Below are 15,082 nucleotides of genomic sequence, written 5' to 3'. Positions count from 1 at the left end.
ATCCGATTGAGAACGCCTTCGCCAAACTCAAGGCGCTGCTGCGAGCAAAGGCCGAGAGAACCATCAAGGCTCTGTGGGACGTGGTCGGCGCGGTCGTCGACCTCTTCACCCCAGCCGAATGTGCCAACTACTTCAAAGCCGCAGGATATGAACCGGATTAAACAGGACGTGCTCTAGGTGCCTTCTCGGCGTTTAACCGAACAGATTAACGCCCGCGTCCCGACAACACGCGAGCGCCTTGATCGCCAACCCGCCAGGATGAACAGAGGTTAGTTGCGCCGCGATAAGCACGCAGCGCGGCCTCGACACACGTCCTGCATCTCGGGACAACTAGCCTAGGTAGGACGCGATGACGGCAGGATCGTCCCTTATCTCTGCTGCTGGCCCGGACAGTGCAACGCGCCCCTGCTCAACGACGTAGGCATGTTGTGCATACTCAAGCGCAAGCATGGCGTTCTGTTCCACGATCAGCACACCGATCCCGCTTTCGCGCGAATAGTCGCTGATGGCCGAGATGAGCTGCTCTTCGACCATAGGGGCGAGGCCAATGGACGGCTCGTCAAGCAAAAGCATCTTCGGTTGCGCCATCAGTGCCCGGCCAAAAGCAAGCATCTGCTGTTCACCGCCGCTCATTCGACCTGCTTGTTGTTTTTGACGGTTGGCGAGCACCGGAAAGAGCTCGAAAATCCGCTCCAGCGTCTTGCGCCGCCTTGTGGGATCAGGCCGAACGGTTGCGCCGAGCAAAAGGTTCTCTAGGACCGACAGTTTCGGAAAAAGCTCACGTCCCTCTGGCACAAGAGAGATGCCCTTGCGCACGATGTCATCTGGTGCAAGCCCATTGAGCTTTGCACCGTCCAATCGGATTTCGCCGGAGGCGAGTTTGACGAGACCGCAGATAGCATTCATCAGGGTCGTCTTTCCCGCGCCGTTGCTGCCGACAACCGCGGTCACTTGCTCAGTGCTGGCCGTAAAGCTCATCCCATTGAGCGCGCGGACGCCACCATATTCAAGTACGAGATCTTTCGCCTCAAGCATCACTATTCCTCTTCCGACCAAGATACGCCTTGATCACTTCAGGATGACGTCCGATTTCCTCAGGCGTTCCTTCCGCAATGACGCGGCCAAAATTCAAAACGGTGATCCTGTCACACAGACGCATCACCGATTTCATGTCGTGCTCGACGAGCAAAATCGAGATTCCATCTGCTCGCAGTTGTTCAACCCGTGTCGAGACTTCTGCCTTTTCGGTTGCATGCAGCCCTGCCAACGGTTCGTCCAGGAGCAGTATTCGAGGGCGGGTCGCCAGCGCGGTTGCGATGCTTAGTACGCGCCTCAAACCACCTGGAAGGTTTCCAGCAGGCTCATTGGCGCGTGATGCAAGCCCCATCCGCTCCAGTGCCTCGAACGCAGCAATATTGATCTTCGCGTTCTCTCCGGTCGGTATCCATCTCTTAGGGTTCCACGCTGACCCCTGTGCAGCTCGGACGCCGAGCGCCACGGCTTCAAGCAGGGTTCCTGAAGTGTAGACCCTCGTAAGCTGAAATGTTCGAACCAGGCCCAGCCTGGCAATACGATGCGAGGGGAACCCTTCGACGCGAACACCATCCAGGCTGACGTCACCGGCAGAAGGTTGCAAGCTTCCGCTTATTAAATTCATCGTCGTCGACTTGCCCGAGCCATTCGGCCCGATAAGGCCGCGGATTTCGCCCCGTCCGAGCTTGAGCGACACTCCATCTACCGCTTTCAAGCTGCCGAAGATCTTGCTTAAATTATTGATGTCAAGCATTTTTAGCCCTCCAGACCATGAGGCGGCCACGCGCCCATTGTCCGAAGAGTATTGCGATGATGACAAATACGCCCCAGATCATCGGGACGAATTCAGGGACAAATCTGAAGATTTCTTCGATGAGCGTAAGAAACAGCAGTCCGAGAATTGGACCGGAAAAACGGGTCGTGCCACCGATCACACAGGCCGCGACGACCTTGAACATCAGCATCGCATTTATATCCGATGGCGAGACGATGCCGTTGTAAGTGGCGAACAAACCTCCCGCTATTCCGGCGCCGAATGAGCCAAGTATGAACGCCAAGGCGCGCAACGCCCAGGCATCGATCCCGATCGACGACGATAGTGCCTCGTCCTCGCCGACAGCCTTGATCTTCAAGCCGGCGTCGGAGGCATCCAGTGACGCGTAGAAGATGCCCAACAAGACCAGCACAGCGGCCACCAGGCATAGGAACTCCAGCGTCGACGACGGATTAGGCAGGATTTCAGGCCGCTCGATAAAGGCGATGCCCGATGTGCCGCCAGTGATTTCCCGGAACTGAATGAAGCATTGGCGCAGTGCCTCTCCCGCCGCAAAGGTCGACAGGAAGAAGTAATATTGGCGGGTCCGAAGCACGGGGTAGGACAGCAGCGCTGCAAATAGCGCCGCGAACAATCCTCCTGCGACCGTTGCCACCAGCACCGGCAGGCCGAATGGCGGCTTCGAAAGGATTGCAACGGAGTAGCCGCCGATTCCCATGATGGCGATATGAGCGAACGACCAACCTCCCATTGTCGTGATGGTGCGATACGACAGAACCAGGATGGAAGTCATGCCGAAAAGCACGAGGACACCAAGCATATAGTTACTGCCGACGAAGCCGCCGACGACAAGCGCGGCGCCCAGTGCGCACACGGTCATTAAATCGCGTCGGAACGCACTCATTATTCCTTCTCCCCGAACAGGCCAGATGGCTTAACACTCAGGACGAACAGCATGACGGCCGCGCTCGTGAGAGCGAGAAAACGTCCGGCACCGAACTGAGACATGAGGGTATCGAGGACACCGAAAATAGCAGCGGCAGCAACCGCGCCCCAGATGTTGCCAATACCACCAACGATGATGATGATGAACGCCTTCCATAGCGTACCCGCGCCCATGTAGGGAGAGATCTGGCTGATGGGACCCATGGCCGCACCGCATATGCCCGCAATCGACGATCCGAGGATGAGCGTGAGTCGGCCCACCTTCTCGGTTCGTATACCTTGCAAGAGGGCGCCACGCGGATTTTGAGCCACAGCGCGAATGCGCCGGCCTGCCTCGGACCTCATGAGGAATACCCACAGACCGGCTGCTAGTACGACGGCTACCCCAATGACGACGAGTCTCGATGCCGGAAGAATGGCGCCGCCGAAGTTCACGACGCCTCGCATCGGCGGGGCGATCGAAAGACCAACGGGCCCAAAGATTTGAACGACAATCGTCTGAATGACATACGACAACGCAAGCGTTGATATGAAAATCGCCAAAGGCTTGTCGCCGAGTGGCACGACCATGGTTCTGTGTAGCACCAGGCCGAGCAGCCCGGTCACCGCCGCCGCAACGATTGCACCGATGGCCCATGCGACTGGACCACCCACCTGGGGTGAGAGAGTCGAAATACAGAGATATGTTGCGTATGCGCCGATCATGAAGAATTCGCCATGGGCGAAATTTATGATTCGCATCACGCCGAAAACCAATGCCAGACCGAGGGCGAAGCAAAGGTAAAAGGACGTGAGCGATAGGCAATTCAGTAAGATTTGCATCGGGTCAATCACCTGAGAGAGGTCGGAGTAGCCGCGGCACGTCCGCGGCCACCTATGCCGATAAGCCTCACTTTGCCGAGACTTGACCGCCTTCAGAGAGTGCTGGCAGCGCTGCGTCTTTGTGAGCGTTCCACCAGGCAGCAACATCAACGACGGCGGTAACCTTTACACCACCCTTGTCGTCCGTCACGTAGACCGGGAGTGGAGTCATCAGCCAGTTGTTGGCACCGAAGATTTCCGATCCACCCCAGCGCGAAGGTCCGAAAAGCGGCTGATCCACGGTATCGCTTGCGAAAAGCGCGTCGCGCACGCCTGCGCCGGTGGGATCTGAGGACTTCTGAATCCCCGCCTCGATGGTTGTCATCGCTGCGTAGGCGACCGATGCGAGCGCCGACCATTCCTTCTCGCCGAACTTCTCGACGTAGGTCTTATAGAACGCCGACACGCGCGGGCTGAAGTTCGGCTCGGAAGCATCGACGACATAAGCGCTGAAGATCCGGCCAGCTACTTCTGCAGCCGGGACACGTTCCGTTACCAAGCCCATGGTCCAGCCTTCGCTGCCGTAGAGACCCTTGTAGCCCAACTGCTCCATCGCCTCGACGAACAGGGCCTGCTGTCCAGGTGTGAAGCCCAGCTCGACGATAAGGTCGGGATTGGATGCCATTACCGGCGTGGCCAGGCCGAGCATATCCGACGTTGATGCCGGATCGTAGGGCTGCGAGTAAACGATCTCGGCGCGATCCAGGTAGGGAGCCAGGCCTGCCTTGTAATAAGCAAGCGCCGCCTGGCCGAAAGAGTGGTCTGCCGTTACGATTGCGACACGCTTGATCTCCGGCCGGCTCTCCAGGAGATGGCTGACAAGAAACATGTATGACGCCGGTGAGCCGGTGACCGAACCGATGAGGAACGGGTACTTCGGGCCGAGATAGCCGGCACCATAGCTTGTTGTCAGAACCTTGTTTTCGGTGGTGATCTCGGCGACGGCCTGGCGTGACGCAGGTGTAAAGGTCTGGAGAATGAAGCTCACTTTGTCATCAAGAATTGCACGGCGGAAAGCGTTCAGCTCATCACCGGCTGTGTAGCAATTGTTGTCGTAGCCGGTTACCTCAATCTTATGCTTCTTGCCCGTTGCGTCGGCGATACCGCCGTTCGCGTTGAATTCTTCGGCCCAAATCTGAACACCGCGAGTAATCGGAACGCCCCATTGAGCGCACTCGCCTGCCTGTGGCTGGACCACTCCAACTTTGATCGTATCTTCGGCGGCCGCCGAAGTTCCTAGAGCACCGGCAAGTGCGCCGGCGATCAGCAGTCTTGTAAGCATGTTCATTTCACTTCTCCCTGTGTTGAAGTTCCCCAATTTTTCTACCTGAGTATCTCGGTGTTACCGCACACACCTAATGACTGCCCCGAGATTGATCTGCCTGCATCGGACGCGACGAAAACCGCCAGATCCGCAATTTCCTCAGGTTCGATCATTCGACCCAGTGATATTGTCGCGACTTCCTCGGCCTCGATTTCAGCGAGCCCGCGTCCTGTAAGTTCTGCCCGGGCGGACATCACTCGCTCCATGCGCGGCCCACGGACAGACCCGGGAAGGATTGCGTTCACGCGGATGCCGAACTGGCCGACCTCCATCGCGAGCGATTGGGTAAGGCCGATCACGCCCCATTTGGCCGCCGCGTATGGCGTCCTCATCGGCATGCCGAGTCGTCCGGCCGCTGAGGACATGTTGAGGATAACCCCCGACCGCTGTGTCTTCATCCCGGCCATCACACCGCGAATGAACAAGAACTGGGCGGTGAGATTGACATCTACCGTTCGCGCCCACTCCTCGGGCGAGACGTCCTCGATCGCAAGCGTCGGACCGGCGATGCCGGCATTGTTGAAGAGGATGTCCACTCCGCCACCCAATCCCGCGAGCATCGACTGGAGAGCGGCTGGAACGCTGGCGGGGTCAGCCACATCGCATACGACTGCAGTGGCTTCGGGATATTCCGAGGAGAACGAGCTTACCGAAGCGGGATCAATGTCACAGACTGCGACCCGCGCACCGGCTTCAATCATTTTCTTCGCGACGACCCTGCCAATACCACTGGCACCGGCAGTGATGATTGCGCGCTTGCCAGAAAGAGGGCTCATGCTGCTGCTCCCAATCCAAGGCGATCGCGGGTCGCGGCGGATGACATAATCCGCACACCCATGCGTTCGACGATTTCGCGCGCGCGCTGCACAAGCGCGACATTCGTCGCCGGAACAGCCCGGTCGAGCCAGATATTGTCTTCGAGACCGACACGCACGTTCCCACCAAGCAGAACAGCTTGGGCGACCATCGGCATCTGCATGCGGCCAACACCGAAAGCGGACCAGACAACGTCGGCGCCGCGGGCTGCATCCGCCATACCCTTCATTGCCGTCGTGGTGGCCGGAGCGCCCCAATTCACGCCTAGGCAAAATTGGATCATTGCAGGGCCGGCGAACGCGCCTTCGCCGATGAGCTTCATGACGAAGTCAAGGTGGCCGAGGTCGAATACCTCGAGCTCGGGCTTTACACCGTAACCCCGGATCATTGCCGCACCTTCGCGAATTTGCTCGGGCGTGGAAATGTAGACCAGATTGCCTTCACCGACGTTGTATGAGCCGCAGTCGAGCGTGCAGACGTCGGGTCGCAGCGCCTCGACGTGGAGGAGCCGGGTCTTCTGGTTGACGAGATCTGTGCCAGCGACAGCCTGGGTCGGATACTCGGCGTCGAGAACGAGGTCGCCGCCCATGCCCGCCGTCATGTTGACGATGATGTCCTTGTTGCGGTCACGAACGCGCTCAAGCACTTCTGCATAAAGTTTGACATCGCGACTCCCGTCCGTCGTCTCCGGATCGCGAACATGGACATGGGCGATCGCGGCACCGGCTTCGGCGACGGCCAGAACGTCGGCGGCGATCTGTTCAGGCGTCACGGGGACATGCGGGTTCTTCTTGGGGCCTGCTCCGGCGCCGGTCACGGCACAGGTGATAAAGATTTCGTTGTTCATGCTTGTTGTCTCAGCTTGGAGGTTTCGTCTGAAAGAATTTCAAGAGTTTTGGGGTCGATCGCCACGCCGTAATCCCGGCGTGCGGCTTCCGCCGAAATGTAGCCGTCGATCACGTCTTCGCGGACACGCTCAGGATTACGGGAGCGCGCAACGCCCCAGCCGCCGCCACCTGTAGACAGGAATTCGAATGCTTCGTTCGGCCCGAATTTGTGGGATGACAGAAGCGGAGAGCGCCAGGTGCCATCCGGCCTCGGGCCACCGATGATCTCGCGGCGCCCATCGCCATATTCCTGCACCAGCACCTGAACGGGACTCATGCTGCCGCCGTTTACGCCGGGGCTTCCCTCGATGGTTCTGGATGTCTCGATCGAAAGCTCGCCGCCATTGAGAAAGCGGAACTTGAACCGCGCGCCCAGACCCCCTCGGTTTTCGCCCGGGCCGCCGGAATCCTGGCGAAGGTCGAAGGCTTCGACGACGACCGGGTAGAGCAGTTCGGCCGCTTCCGCTGGCATGTTGGTGCAGTTGCCCAACGGATCCAGCGTCACGTTCAGCCCATCATTGTATGGCGTTCCGCCCCAGCCGCCCGCCGGGATATCCGAGAAGACATCGATGCGCCCGCCGGCACCGCGAACCGCAGCAACGAACCAGTTTGCATCGGCGCATGTAGGAGCGATCGCAAGATCGGGGATGGCCTTTGCCACGGCCTGCCAGATCGCGCTCTGTACTTTTCCGGACGTTACGGTGGTGCAGCCGACGACAGGAGCGGGCCAGCGCGCATTAAGCCAGCAGTCATCCGGAAGGCTCAACGTGATTGGCGCAAACATGCCTGCGTTCGGCGGCGCGTCGGGCGCCAGGAAGAACTGCAGAGCGGTGTATACGGCGGCGGTCGTGTTCGCGAAGGGCGAATTGATCGCACCGGCCACCTGGGGATCGCTTCCCGCGAAATCCACGTGCAGGTTTGAGCCCGAGACGGTCAGCTTGACCCGCGCCCAGACCTTGGCATCGGTGATGCCATCGGAATCCGCGTAGTCGGCGCCTTCGTAGACACCATCCGGTATGTTTTCGATTTCTGCGCGAACGATCCGTTCGGTGTAACGGATCATGTCGTCCATTCCCTGGAGCAGGGTCGCGCGGCCGTATTTGCGCGCCGTAGCCTGGAGTTCATCCTCGGCAGCCAGCAGAGCGCCCATATGGGCTTGCAGGTCGCCGCGGATGTAATGCGGTGTGCGCGTGTTTCGCAGCAGGATTTCGAGAAGGTCCGGATCGACCTCATAGTTGCGATAGAGCTTCAGTGGGGGAAGCCGAAGCCCTTCACCGGCGACGTGCGTTCCGAAGCCCTGGCCACCGGGGCCGCCACCCCCAAGATCCATCCAGTGACCCCGGCTTACCGCGAAACCGATAAGCATGTCTTCATGGAAGACAGGCATGGTCAGCGTCACATCGTTGATGTGGGTGCCGCCGTCATAGGGGTCATTCAGCACCACCACATCACCCGGCCGAAGCGTCTCGATGCCGAACTTCCGCGCCACGGCCTGGACGCTGAAATGCATCGCCGCCAGATGAACGGGGCAGTTTGCAGTCTGACCGACCAGACGCAGCGCGGGGTCATAGATCGCGTTCGAAAAGTCGAGATTTTCCGAAAGGATCGGCGAGAAGGATGACTTCTGCAGAATCACCGTCATGCGGCGGCAGACATGCTCGAACGTGTTGCGAAGCACTTCGAACGTGATTGGGTCGATTGAGGTAACCATTATGACCTCTCCAAGATGCAGTTGCGGGCGGAGTCAAAGCGTGCCGCCCAACCCGGTGGGATGACGATGCTGGTGTGCGGATCTTCAATGAGAGCGGGGCCGCTGACCTCAACCGCGCCGGCGGCGTCGTGAACCAGGCTGTCGGTCCAGCCGCCAAACCAGACCTTGCGTTCAGCCTGACGTGGCGAGCCGATCGCGGAACTCGTGCTAGATTGCAGAATGCCAGCGGGTGATGGCGCTTCCGCCGTGACTGCCAGTGCGACAATCTCAACGGGGAAATCGTCCGACCGGACACCGAACTCTCTCTTGTGCGCACCGTGAAAGGCCTCAGCCAGGCGATCGAGGTCGCGTCGCTCGATAACACCCCGGTCCTGCACGACGTCCACTTCGAAAGTCTGACCCGCATACCGCATGCGCATCACGAAGCTAACCTGCACGCTGTCTGCGCTGGCGCCCTGCCCAAGAAGGGCTTCGACGGCTGCGGCACCGAGGTTCTTCAAGCGAAGGCCGATTTCATCGAGCTCCTTGGCGACGAGCGGGGCGTAATAGAAAACTTCTTCGTCGTGCTTGATTGCCAGTCGCAGCGCTCCATAAGCAGAGGCAACACCGGAGTATCTGGGAACGATGACCGTTGGCGTGCCGAGCGCCTCGGCGACTGCGCACGCGTGCAGCGGTCCTGCTCCGCCAAAACTCGCAAGCGCGAAATCGCGAGGATCGCGGCCGCGAGATGCAAGGACAAGCTTGACGGCTTGTGCCATAGCCTCGGTCGCGATCCGCAGCATGCCTTCGGCACATTCCTCGATGCTAAGTTTCAACTGAGACGAAACGGTCTCCACGGCTGCGCGGGCCGCTGCGCCATCCAGTTTAAATTTACCCGAAAGGTCCGGACTAATCCTGCCGAGCACCAGATTTGCATCCGTGATCGTCGGCCGCGTTCCACCTCGCCCATAGCAGGCAGGCCCGGGAACCGAACTTGCGGACATGGGGCCGACGCGGAGTGAGCCACCGCTGTCGATCCAGCCGATCGACCCCCCGCCGGCGCCGATTGAACGGATGTCGAGCATCGGCACTGCGACCGGTATGTCAAACTCAATTTCATATTCGCGGGTGATGAGGCCCTCGCCATCCTCGACGATGGATGCGTCGAAGCTTGTTCCGCCCATATCGGTATGAATGATGTTTACCGAGCTGGCCGTACGCGCGATCTCGGACGCATATCCGACGCCGCCTGCGGGCCCCGACTCCACCAGTTCCTCGACACGCAGACGCGCCTGGTTGACGGACATCATCCCGCCATTGCTTTTCAGGATCATGAGATTGCCGGTAAACTCCGCTTCACGGAGCCGGGCCTCAAGACGCTCAAAATAGTCGGCCATCACCGGCAGGATCGTGGCTCTCACCGAAGCCAACGTGAAGCGCGTGTGCTCTCGGAACACCGGCTTGACATCCGCCGAGGAAATTGCCCGCACGCCGGGCAATGCGGCTGTGATGATTTCGGCGACCTTGCGCTCGTTTGCCGGGTTCGCGTAGGAGTTGATCAGGCAGATAGCCACGGATTTGATACCAGCTGCTGCGACGGCCTCGATAATGGGCTGAAGCTCTGCAGCATCAATCTCCTTCTCAACCTTCCCGAACGCAGTGGTTCTTTCGTTGATCGTGTAGCGATGCCGACGACGGATCAGGGGCTCAGGCTTGGTTTGATAGGGCCGATAAAGATGTTCGCGGTGCATTCGGCCGATTTCGAGCACGTCGCGAAAGCCCTCCGTGGTGATCATCGCAGCATCCGGGAAGGTGCGCTCGATCAGTGCGTTGGTCGCCGTCGTGGTGCCGTGGACAAGCAGCTCAATCTCGTTCGGTGCGATGCTGGCGTTTGCAATGGCGTTCAAGACGCCACGCGACCTTTCCTCAGGGGTCGTCAGAACTTTACCGGTTCGCTCCTCGCCGGTCGCACTGTTGACCGCGAAGAGGTCCGTGAAAGTCCCTCCCACATCAATACCAACTTTCCACATACCAGTTACCCTTTTATTGATCGTTGATCAAAGAATTGCCGGCAAAACAGATTTGTGTCAACCCCCGTGTTCACTTGATATCCACCACACAGAGCCTAACCGTTTTTGATCGTTGATCAAATAAAATAATTTCGCTATGCTCACGTCCGTGTCAGGCAGATCAGGAGTGAAAATGCCAGCGACCAAATTTCCCGTGCTTCGGCCGCGGCCAAGAAACTCAGATTTGGAACATGTTTATGCGGAGCTAACTCGTTCAATCATGATGGCCGAGTTTGCACCTGGTCAGAAGTTGAAGCTCGACGACTTGGCCACCGCATTCGGCACAAGTCATATGCCGGTTCGAGAGGCCCTCAATAGACTTGTCATGGCTCGCGCGCTGCAGTCCGAAACGAGGCGAACTCCCTTCATTCCCGAAGCGAGCGTTGGGCGCCTTCGCAATCTACTTACCCTTCGAACAGATCTTGAAGGCAAGGCGGTGGCGATGACGGTCGAACGCGGCGAGAACGGGCTTGCCGATCAGCTGGCCCAAATAAATGCCCGGATGGATATTGAAGCGGAGCGTGGCGCATTAGGAACGCGGGCGTATTTACAACTAAATCATAAGTTTCATTTTTCGCTGTATGAACGATGCGGAAATCCTGAACTTGTGAATCTTATTGAATTGCTGTGGATGCGTTATGGGCCGTTGTTGAGCCTGTTGAAGGCGACTCCAATGTCGTTTTCAGGGCATCGGCATCACGCAGACATAATTGCCGCCGTGAGATCGGGCGACAGCGCTACAGCTGTTCAGAGCCTGGTCGCCGACCTGCAGGAAGCTGGAGACGCTATCGCGACAGCTTTGTCTACAAAAATACAGAAAGCGCACAGCTCTAGCTCGAGCGCGCCATGACACTCGAACCGCAATTCCTGGGCTGCGCATTGATTTCCAAATGGACGAAACGAAGATGGCAGAATTTGAAAGCGACTCGCGCGTTGCGAGGGCGGTGCTTGGTGGTGGAATGATATGGATCGAAGCTATTAGCGAGCGACCCGCAGCCTCGGCGTCGGGCGCCTCTAAGTTGGGGCCCAGGCATTCCGATGCGCGCCGTCGCTCATTTGGCCTCGCGAGGTTCCTTTCACGATCCCTGCTGCCGCTGCTTCGGTTGGGCATTGCTTCTCGGGTAACTTGGAGCGGGTAGCTCCAAAAGGGTGAGTGGGCGCGATTGAAATTGAAACTAGCGTCTTCGCGGCCCATAACCATGCAGTTGTGTCGAAGTGAATGCCCAAGCATGGGTTATCCCGACAATGCGACACTTTCCGCCAACTCTTAGTGAGGTATATTTTGACTGACGAGATCGATAGTTTTATTGGCGTCGCGCAGCCATGGATGTGCGACGAGTTTGGTCATATGAACCGCCGATTTTACGCGGCCATGTTTGACGACGCTACATTGGTCGTCCTGCGGTTCTTGGATGTGGATGACCGCCAAGACTCCCTTGGATGGGCAGATGTCAGGACCGAGACCGATTTTCGCGCGGAGGTAAGTGCGGGGACCATTCTTAAAATCCGATCCTCCGTCACAAAGATCGGCAAAAGTTCGCTTGCCATCCGGCATGTCATGGTGAATTCGTCCAACGGTGAGACCGCTGCCGTGGAGAGCTGCGTATCAGTTCGATTCGACCTTCAACAGCGCAGGTCAAGCGAGCTCGGTAAGGCAGTTATCGCGCGAGCAGAGTCGGTATTTGCCGCTTAGTCGGCTACGCTGCGCAAAAAATAACGGTCTGGCCCCGACGTCCAGCGTCTCTACTGCAATTGGTTGGTTCAAACTGTCCTCAATGTCATAAAATTTGCATTTCATAACATTGCTCGATCAAGCGTGGCGCGCCAGTCCTCGAACCGGGTTTGCTCGTCCCAATCCGGGTCCTAGATCAGCGGATCCCGCTGCTCGGTAAGGCAGTTATCGCACGAGCAGAGTCGGTATTTGCCGCTCAGTCGGCTACGCTGCGCAAAAATAACGGTCTGGCCCGACGTCTCCTACTGCTAACTGGTGGGTTCAAACTATTCCTCAATGTCATAAAATTTGCATTCCATGACATTGCTCGATCAAGCGTGGCGCGCCAATCCTCGACCGGGTTCGCTCGTCCCAATCCGGGTCGTAGATCAGCGGATCCCGATCGGGCGCCGCTTCCGATCGAGGTAGCCGTTCGACTACCACACCTTCGAGGACCGCATTCGCGCGCGCATGCAAGGCGTCGATCGCCGCGAACCCTTCGGGCAGCGGATCCGGCTCGTCCGCCTCGATTGGCTCATCCGGGTCCAGTTCCGGCGCGGACGTCCCCACGACGCCATCATCGACGCCGCCTGCGAGGCTTGGCAGAAGCTCATGGCCCCGAAACAATCACATCAACGAAATGCGAGAGTGGGTTCACGTCGGTCGAGCTTCATGACCGTTGGTATAAATCCCCAATAGGATGCGCAACCTATCCAGCATCATCCGTTCGTTCATCCGGTTGTTCGCCCCCCTTGCAAACCCTACCCAGCCAACTCGGTGCTTGGAAGACCCACCACACGCACGTCCTGGCCGGGGCGCATCCTGCGAATGGCGCAAGCCCTCGGCTTCGCCACCTAAACGTACAACTCTAGCTTAATGAATTCGTAATATAAATTAACAAACTCAAACTCGTTCCCCAGAAAACATCATGATAGAAATGCGACCTGGGTTAGGGGAGGCGACAGGATATGACCGCTTTTTCCGATCTCGAACTTATCGCTCTATCTGCTCGTTCACGTGGATTTTTCACCGATGTTGAGTTACATGTCCCCGGGCTCCCCAATGCGATCTTGGTGCGCGGCAGGTTTGATCTCGAGAGCTATACGGATGACCTGTTCAACCTGCTGGCGTTACACTGCCCTGCCAATCTGTCCGCAGCGGTGGCCATACGCCGTGCTGAGTTTTTAGCCGGGCGAGCGATGGCACACGCGGCATTGCGGGCGCTGGGTCAAGCCGCTAGTGAGATTCCAATCGGTCTAGGCGGGGCTCCACTCTGGCCTTCCTCTTCCGCTGGATCGATAAGCCATACGCGTGGGCATTGCGCTTGTTTCGCCATCGCCAATGCGAACTGGCGGGCAGGTGTCGACGTTGAGGCGCTGGCCAGCGGTCATGCTCTGGATGCGATCCTAAACATGACCATCAATGAGGATGAGCGCGCCTTGATCGCTCGGCAAGTGGTCCTCTCTTCAGACGGGCTGGCGAGCCTAGTTTTTTCGGCCAAAGAGACACTTTTCAAAGCGCTCTATCCTGTGGCAAGGCGCTTTTTCGGATTCGACTGTGCAGAGTTACGAACGACGCCTAGAAACGGGCAACTACGACTGCATCTGACAAAAACTATCTGTCCAGAATTGCTCGAGGGCCAGCACTACGACATTCGCTTTAGCATCGCTGCTGGCCATGTGTTGACCTGGTTGGCAGTAACACCCCAGCATATGTCAATGTAGCGGCTCCGGCTGATACATCGTTAAGGCTGCCGAAGCTTCGGAACCAGGGCGCTGGAGATGGCGGCTGCCCTGGGTCGTCGTGGCCGGAAATCTCGGCGGCAGGTGCACTGCCAAGTGGTTTGCGATGCGCCGCACTTCAGGCGTGGACCAGCGGATCAGGGCTCGGGCGGGCTGGTGCCCCGCCGTTTTCATGCAGCGTGAGACGTGTTCACAGGGCGTTCGAGGCGCCGGTTTTGGAGATCATGCCAAATGGCGACAAAAGGCCCGAAGTACGAAATACCACCATTGAAGGCTTCCCCAAGTTCGACGATTGAGCATGTCTATGCCGAACTGAAGGACGCACTGATGTCCGGGGAATTTTCGCCCGGGCAGCCGATGCGTCTCAAGGAACTGGCTGTCGCATTCGGCACCAGCCATATGCCAATCCGCGAGTCGCTCAACCGGCTTAGCGGCATCGACATACTCGAACGGGCGCCGCGTCAGTCCGCGCGCGTTCCAATGATCACTGCTGAAGGCCTCCGCGATCTTCTGGAAGTGCGCCTTCTGAATGAACGGCAGGCCATAGTCTGGGGTGTGAAGAAATCTGCCGGGAAGAGCCTAAACTATCTCAGAGAAATCAATGAAAAGATGGAACTGCTCAATATGGAGAAGAACGCTGACGTGAAAAAGTATCTGAAGCTGAATCAACTGTTTCATTTCGCAGTTTACAATCTCTCTGAAAACAAGGTCTTGATGAACACAATCGAGGCGCATTGGCTACAGGCGGGCCGAGTCCTCGGCCTCAGGCGAAAGGAAACGAGAGTTGTTCCGGGCCACCATAATCATCGCGAAATCATTGACCAGTTGGAGAAGGGCAATGGCTTGGCAGCCGCCGACGCCCTCGAACGCGACATCATGGAAGCGCATGAGCAGATTTTTGCGATTCTTGAAAAGTCCGACCTGACGGATCGTGCGGGAAATCGGGTCCCTGCCTAGGAACGCGGAATCGTGCCCCAGGATGGCAACAAGCTTGTATCCCTTGCCCATATGTAGCGCCAGGAGACCCGTGCGCGGGTGACTGGATCGGTGAGAATATCTGGGATTCTATCAATCCGAACATTGGATGAGGGGGGACGCGGTGGGCGGCAGCGCATTGGAAAGGAGCGGTCGGTTTTGCAGTTGATGGCGCTAACAGTCATCGCTGGATGAGATTACGAAGCTGATCGACCAGATGGCGTTGCTCGCTCTCTCGAGCGATCCTGCCTGGCC

At 58.1% G+C, this 15,082-nt stretch carries 14 protein-coding genes and 1 pseudogene; 5 read left to right on the top strand and 10 right to left on the bottom strand.

What is annotated here, in order from left to right; translation table 11 throughout:
* Window positions 1–161 (top strand): annotated as a pseudogene (locus EN807_RS30580) (IS630 family transposase); the annotation flags it as partial.
* Between the two features lie 169 nt (window positions 162–330).
* Here the strand turns inward: EN807_RS30580 and EN807_RS30575 are convergent.
* The 9 genes from EN807_RS30575 to EN807_RS30535 all read right to left on the bottom strand — a co-directional run bounded on the left by EN807_RS30575 (window position 331) and on the right by EN807_RS30535 (window position 10,360).
* Complete coding sequence (locus EN807_RS30575; protein ID WP_127208196.1) at window positions 331–1,035, bottom strand: ABC transporter ATP-binding protein; 705 nt, start codon at window positions 1,033–1,035, stop codon at window positions 331–333.
* Window positions 1,028–1,786 carry an ABC transporter ATP-binding protein gene (locus EN807_RS30570; protein ID WP_135937784.1) on the bottom strand — a complete coding sequence of 253 codons (759 nt, stop codon included), beginning with the start codon at window positions 1,784–1,786 and terminating at the stop codon, window positions 1,028–1,030. Before EN807_RS30570 ends, EN807_RS30575 begins: the two co-directional genes overlap by 8 nt.
* Complete coding sequence (locus EN807_RS30565) at window positions 1,779–2,711, bottom strand: branched-chain amino acid ABC transporter permease (RefSeq protein WP_245485572.1); 933 nt, start codon at window positions 2,709–2,711, stop codon at window positions 1,779–1,781. The genes EN807_RS30570 and EN807_RS30565 overlap by 8 nt, the downstream gene beginning before the upstream one ends.
* Window positions 2,711–3,574, bottom strand: a complete 864-nt coding sequence (locus tag EN807_RS30560; protein WP_245485571.1) for a branched-chain amino acid ABC transporter permease — start codon at window positions 3,572–3,574, stop codon at window positions 2,711–2,713. The genes EN807_RS30565 and EN807_RS30560 overlap by 1 nt, the downstream gene beginning before the upstream one ends.
* 67 nt (window positions 3,575–3,641) lie before the next feature.
* Complete coding sequence (locus EN807_RS30555) at window positions 3,642–4,901, bottom strand: ABC transporter substrate-binding protein (RefSeq protein WP_128177570.1); 1,260 nt, start codon at window positions 4,899–4,901, stop codon at window positions 3,642–3,644.
* Between the two features lie 35 nt (window positions 4,902–4,936).
* Window positions 4,937–5,713 carry an SDR family oxidoreductase gene (locus EN807_RS30550; protein ID WP_127208192.1) on the bottom strand — a complete coding sequence of 259 codons (777 nt, stop codon included), beginning with the start codon at window positions 5,711–5,713 and terminating at the stop codon, window positions 4,937–4,939.
* Window positions 5,710–6,600, bottom strand: a complete 891-nt coding sequence (locus EN807_RS30545) for a 3-keto-5-aminohexanoate cleavage protein (RefSeq protein WP_127208191.1) — start codon at window positions 6,598–6,600, stop codon at window positions 5,710–5,712. Before EN807_RS30545 ends, EN807_RS30550 begins: the two co-directional genes overlap by 4 nt.
* On the bottom strand, window positions 6,597–8,351 hold the full coding sequence (locus tag EN807_RS30540) for a hydantoinase B/oxoprolinase family protein (RefSeq protein WP_246684458.1): 1,755 nt from the start codon (window positions 8,349–8,351) through the stop codon (window positions 6,597–6,599). The genes EN807_RS30545 and EN807_RS30540 overlap by 4 nt, the downstream gene beginning before the upstream one ends.
* Complete coding sequence (locus EN807_RS30535; protein ID WP_127208189.1) at window positions 8,351–10,360, bottom strand: hydantoinase/oxoprolinase family protein; 2,010 nt, start codon at window positions 10,358–10,360, stop codon at window positions 8,351–8,353. The genes EN807_RS30540 and EN807_RS30535 overlap by 1 nt, the downstream gene beginning before the upstream one ends.
* Window positions 10,361–10,583: 223 nt before the next feature.
* Between EN807_RS30535 and EN807_RS30530 the strand changes: the two genes are divergently transcribed.
* Entirely contained in the window at window positions 10,584–11,249 is a 666-nt protein-coding gene (locus EN807_RS30530; RefSeq protein ID WP_245485570.1) for a GntR family transcriptional regulator, read from the top strand.
* A 432-nt stretch (window positions 11,250–11,681) separates the two neighbouring features.
* The gene (locus tag EN807_RS30525) at window positions 11,682–12,092 is read left to right on the top strand and encodes an acyl-CoA thioesterase (RefSeq protein WP_245485569.1); all 411 of its coding nucleotides are present in this window, start codon (window positions 11,682–11,684) and stop codon (window positions 12,090–12,092) included.
* Between the two features lie 318 nt (window positions 12,093–12,410).
* On the opposite strand, the gene EN807_RS30520 is transcribed toward EN807_RS30525, so the two are convergent.
* Window positions 12,411–12,680: a hypothetical protein gene (locus EN807_RS30520; protein WP_135937783.1), complete on the bottom strand. Its 270-nt coding sequence runs from the start codon at window positions 12,678–12,680 to the stop codon at window positions 12,411–12,413.
* Window positions 12,681–13,078: 398 nt separating this feature from the next.
* Between EN807_RS30520 and EN807_RS30515 the strand changes: the two genes are divergently transcribed.
* Both EN807_RS30515 and EN807_RS30510 read left to right on the top strand, forming a co-directional pair.
* Entirely contained in the window at window positions 13,079–13,834 is a 756-nt protein-coding gene (locus EN807_RS30515) for a 4'-phosphopantetheinyl transferase superfamily protein (RefSeq protein ID WP_127208185.1), read from the top strand.
* 249 nt (window positions 13,835–14,083) lie between these two features.
* Window positions 14,084–14,809, top strand: a complete 726-nt coding sequence (locus tag EN807_RS30510) for a GntR family transcriptional regulator (protein ID WP_127208184.1) — start codon at window positions 14,084–14,086, stop codon at window positions 14,807–14,809.
* The last annotated feature ends 273 nt before the right edge of the window (window positions 14,810–15,082 follow it).

It is taken from the genome of Mesorhizobium sp. M5C.F.Ca.ET.164.01.1.1, from assembly GCF_004792125.1.
Classification (GTDB): Bacteria; Pseudomonadota; Alphaproteobacteria; order Rhizobiales; family Rhizobiaceae; genus Mesorhizobium; species Mesorhizobium wenxiniae.
Note: the sequence above shows the minus strand (reverse complement) of the source record. Positions and strands in the feature narration are given on the sequence as shown.

Coding starts and splice junctions, on each gene's coding strand:
- EN807_RS30545 (WP_127208191.1), bottom strand. CDS start 6,600: ATGAACAACGAAATCTTTATCACCTGTGCCGTGACCGGCGCCGGAGCA.
- EN807_RS30570 (WP_135937784.1), bottom strand. CDS start 1,786: ATGCTTGACATCAATAATTTAAGCAAGATCTTCGGCAGCTTGAAAGCG.
- EN807_RS30550 (WP_127208192.1), bottom strand. CDS start 5,713: ATGAGCCCTCTTTCTGGCAAGCGCGCAATCATCACTGCCGGTGCCAGT.
- EN807_RS30555 (WP_128177570.1), bottom strand. CDS start 4,901: ATGAACATGCTTACAAGACTGCTGATCGCCGGCGCACTTGCCGGTGCT.
- EN807_RS30565 (WP_245485572.1), bottom strand. CDS start 2,711: ATGAGTGCGTTCCGACGCGATTTAATGACCGTGTGCGCACTGGGCGCC.
- EN807_RS30560 (WP_245485571.1), bottom strand. CDS start 3,574: ATGCAAATCTTACTGAATTGCCTATCGCTCACGTCCTTTTACCTTTGC.
- EN807_RS30515 (WP_127208185.1), top strand. CDS start 13,079: ATGACCGCTTTTTCCGATCTCGAACTTATCGCTCTATCTGCTCGTTCA.
- EN807_RS30540 (WP_246684458.1), bottom strand. CDS start 8,351: ATGGTTACCTCAATCGACCCAATCACGTTCGAAGTGCTTCGCAACACG.
- EN807_RS30575 (WP_127208196.1), bottom strand. CDS start 1,035: ATGCTTGAGGCGAAAGATCTCGTACTTGAATATGGTGGCGTCCGCGCG.
- EN807_RS30535 (WP_127208189.1), bottom strand. CDS start 10,360: ATGTGGAAAGTTGGTATTGATGTGGGAGGGACTTTCACGGACCTCTTC.
- EN807_RS30510 (WP_127208184.1), top strand. CDS start 14,084: ATGGCGACAAAAGGCCCGAAGTACGAAATACCACCATTGAAGGCTTCC.